Annotated in this window: 2 protein-coding genes; both read right to left on the bottom strand. The window is 76.3% G+C overall.

Annotation, left to right across the window (positions count from 1 at the left end; genetic code table 11):
* On the bottom strand, positions 1-1,158 hold a 1,158-nt coding region (locus tag PSR1_RS22350; RefSeq protein ID WP_059439523.1), incomplete at its 3' end, for a serine/threonine-protein kinase.
* 279 nt (positions 1,159-1,437) lie between these two features.
* Positions 1,438-3,261, bottom strand: coding sequence for a DUF4091 domain-containing protein (locus PSR1_RS22355; RefSeq protein ID WP_059439524.1), 1,824 nt, complete (start codon positions 3,259-3,261; stop codon positions 1,438-1,440).
* Between the last annotated feature and the right edge of the window lie 331 nt (positions 3,262-3,592).

Raw genomic sequence — 3,592 nt, forward strand, 5'->3', positions numbered from 1 at the left:
CGCGGTCCGCGCCCGCCTCGCGGGCCGGCGGGACGCCGCGGACGTCGCCACGCGGGTCCGGGTCGGCGCGGTCGCGTCGCCTGCCGGCGCGCGGGCGGCGGCCTCGGCCGCGCGCGCCGCCTCGACCTCCGCATCCGCCGCGGCGCCCTCCCCTCCCCCGGAGCCGCCCGCGGGCGGCTCCGCCGCGAGGAGCACGGGCTGGACGCGGGTGGGCTGCGAGCCCGGGCCCGCCGGCGCGGCGGCCCCGTCCGGCCAGAGCCGGTGCATGAGGGCGCGCAGGTCCCAGTCCTCCGGCGCCTGCGCGAGGCGCAGGAGGACGCGCGAGAGCGCGGTGGCGAGCTCGCCGGCGGACGCGGTCCGGTTCGCCGGGTCGCGCTCCAGCGCGGCCAGCACCAGCGCGTCCAGCTCGGGCGGCACCTCGTCGTTCCACGCCGAGGGCGGCGGCGGCGGCGCGCCCTCGAGCACCGCCGCGAGCGTCGCGGCCTCGCTGTCGCGCGCGAAGAGCCGGCGCCCGGCGCACAGCTCCCAGAGCACCACGCCCAGCGCGAACACGTCGGCGCGCGCGTCCAGCGGCGCGCCGCGCGCCTGCTCCGGCGCCATGTACGCGAGCTTGCCCTTCACCGTCCCGGGATCGGTGAGCCCGCCCTGGCTCATGGCGCGGGCGATGCCGAAGTCGGCGAGCTTCACCTCGCCCTCGAACGACACGAGGACGTTGTGGGGGGACACGTCGCGGTGCACCAGCCCGAGCGGCCGCCCGCCGTCGGCGAGCCGGTGCGCGTAGGAGAGGCCCCTCGCGACCTCGGCGCACGCGTGGACGGCGCGGGCCAGGCCGAGCCGGACGCCCGCCTCCCGCGCGCGCTCCACCACCTGGCCGAGGTGGCGCCCGCGCACCAGCTCCATGGCGATGTAGTAGCGGCCGTCCACCTGGTCGAACTCGAAGACCTGGACGACGTTCGCGTGGGTGAGGCGCGACGCGAGGCGCGCCTCCTCGATGAACATCCGGACGAAGTCGCTGCGCGCGCCGTGCTCGCCGCGCACGCGCTTCAGCGCGACCTCCTTCACCACCCCGGCCGCGCCCGCCACCTCGGCGCGCCACACGTCCGCCATCCCGCCCGACGCGAGCAGCTCGACCAGCCGGTACTTTCCGAACGTCCTCACCGGGCGTGATTGTACCCGGCCGTCACTCCCAGGAAAGGTACGGCGGGGCGCGCCGCGCGGACGCGCCCCGCCGGAGGAGGGTCCGGCGCGACCGGGATGACCCGCCGCGCCGTCGTCGATGCGCCGGATGCTCACACGTCGACCGCGAGCGAGGCGAGCCTGCCGGGGCGCCGTCGCGCTCGCGGCGAAGCCGCCGGCGACGGCGCACGGGTCCCGGCGAGCAGGGTGGGGCCCCGCGGAGCTCCGCTCCGTGGGGCGGGGCGCAGCCCCGTCAGATCCTCAGCGCCGCGCCGCCACCGCCACCGCCCGCGCCAGGGCGCGGCGCCGCGGAACGAGCGCGAGCAGGGCCAGGGCCGGGAGCGCCAGCAGCGCGCCGCCGCCGGACCCGCCGGCGCTGCCGCAGCCGCCGCCGTTGCCGGAGAAGCCCGCCTCCACCGCGGCCGGCATGGGCTTGCCGGTGAGCTCGAGGATGCGCTGCGCGATCTGCTGGCGCGCCTGGTCGAACTTCTCCGGCGCGACGTCGGTGGACCACGCGTTCGGGAACAGGTCGCGCGCGATCTTCCGGGCCAGCTCGGGGTCGCCCGCGTCGGAGAGCGCCTTCAGGTACTCGTAGTCCTGCATGCCGGCGCGGATCATCTTGAGGCGGACCGAGGCCACCGGGACGTCGGTCTTGCCGCCGATGCGGGAGGGCTTGCCGGGGTAGAACAGCGTCCCGTCGCCGTTGCCGGAGAAGTCCCACTGGCTCGACCACGGGTCGCGGCGGAAGCTGTAGGCCGTCTCCCAGTACAGCTCGCCGCTGGCGCGCTCGAGGAACGTGATCCACTCCATGGCGCGGTTCCGCGAGGCGGAGGCGTCCACCATGTAGCTCGGCCAGCCGGTGAAGTAGCGGTCGGACTCGGAGGGCGAGCCGATGTTCACCGTCCCGCCGCAGCCGTGGCTCATGCAGCTCTGGTACAGCCAGACCTCCTTGCGCGGGCCCGAGGCGAGGAACGGGTCGTAGCGGTCGCGCTGGTCGCCGGCGACGGCACTGCCCGGCCGGTCGTCCATCCAGTTCACCACCGGCACCATCACGTCGATGTCGTCGGCCACGCCGTGGTCCTCGGCGTCCCAGAGCTGCGTGGTGACGAGCGTCCGGAACTCGGGGTCGCCCTGCTTCGCCGCGCCGGCGCGGGCCGGGATGTCGCTCCAGGCGCAGGTGAGCGGCGGCTCGTCGCAGGTGTAGTCGAACAGCCGGTCGAACCACCCCTGCTCGCGCGCGTGCTTCGCCCAGGCGGCGTGCTCGGCCACGCTGGTGCGGCCGCCCACGTACTTCACCGCGGTGAGCTTCGCGCCCTGCAGGCGGGTCGGGGCGGTGCCGTCGATGAGCGGCCCGTAGAAGCGGTCGAGGTGGCCGAAGTCGGCGTGCTGGCCGTCGTCGTTCAGGCCGGTGAGCGTGATGCGGTGATCGAGCGCGAGCTGGCCGTAGCGCGCGCGGAGCGCGGCGTCGGCGTCGCCGGACACGCCGTGGGCGGCGGCGATGACGCCGTAGGAGAGGCCGAACGACGTGCGCAGCGACGAGGTGGACGGGAGCACGAAGTCGTAGACGCTCACCGCCACCGGGACGCGCGCCTCGCCCGCGTCGGACGAGATCACCACCGCGCCCTGGTAGACGCCCGAGCGCGCGCCGGCCGGCACGTGCACGTCCACCCAGACCGCGCGGCTCTCGCTCCCCGCGTCGAACGGGAACGCGTTGCGCTGCTCGCCCACCACGTCGTCCACGGCGGGGACGAGCGCGTCGGGCCAGCGGCCGGTGCCGCCGTCCACGGCGGACGGGCTGGTCACGTCGAGCGTGTCGACGCGGAACAGCGTGGCCTGGAGCCCGTCGAGCCCCTCCACGCGGGCGGAGACGCGCTTCGCGGGGCCGGTGACGACCACCTGGAACGCGGCGAACTCGTTGCGGGCCGCCGCGAGGTGCGCCTCGGTCTGGGGCCGCGCCTTCGCGTCGGGCCGGATCTTCTCGGTGGCGCTCGCGACCCACGCCTCGGCGGCGGAGGCCGCCAGGGGCAGCAGGGAGAGCGCCAGCGCGACGGCGGCGGCGGTGAAGGCTCGGCGGCGGGTCTTCATCGGGGTCGTCCTTTCCGGGTTCGTTGCAGCGCCCGGACAACGACAGGCCGACCGACCGAATTTCTCGCCTTCCGTGGGGCAGGGGTGCGTGGAAGAGGGTGCAGGTCGGCCGCACGCGCATGCCATCCCACGCGCGCCGCCACCCCGACCGCACGCCCTCACCTGAGCCTACACCGGGCTCGCTCGCTCGTCGTTTCGCTGCGGCCGTGGGGCACGGCGCGCTGCGCCGGCGCCCCTCCCGCCGTGCGTGCGGGCGCCGCGCCGCCCGGCCTTGCACCGGGCGCAACGCTGGACGTGGAGAAATTGGGGCCCACCGGCGGCGGGCACTGGC

It is taken from the genome of Anaeromyxobacter sp. PSR-1, assembly GCF_000964525.1.
In the GTDB taxonomy this organism is placed as follows: Bacteria; Myxococcota; Myxococcia; order Myxococcales; family Anaeromyxobacteraceae; genus Anaeromyxobacter.

Excerpts from the sequence above, each read along its gene's own strand:
- PSR1_RS22355 (WP_059439524.1), bottom strand. The coding sequence starts at position 3,261 with ATGAAGACCCGCCGCCGAGCCTTCACCGCCGCCGCCGTCGCGCTGGCG.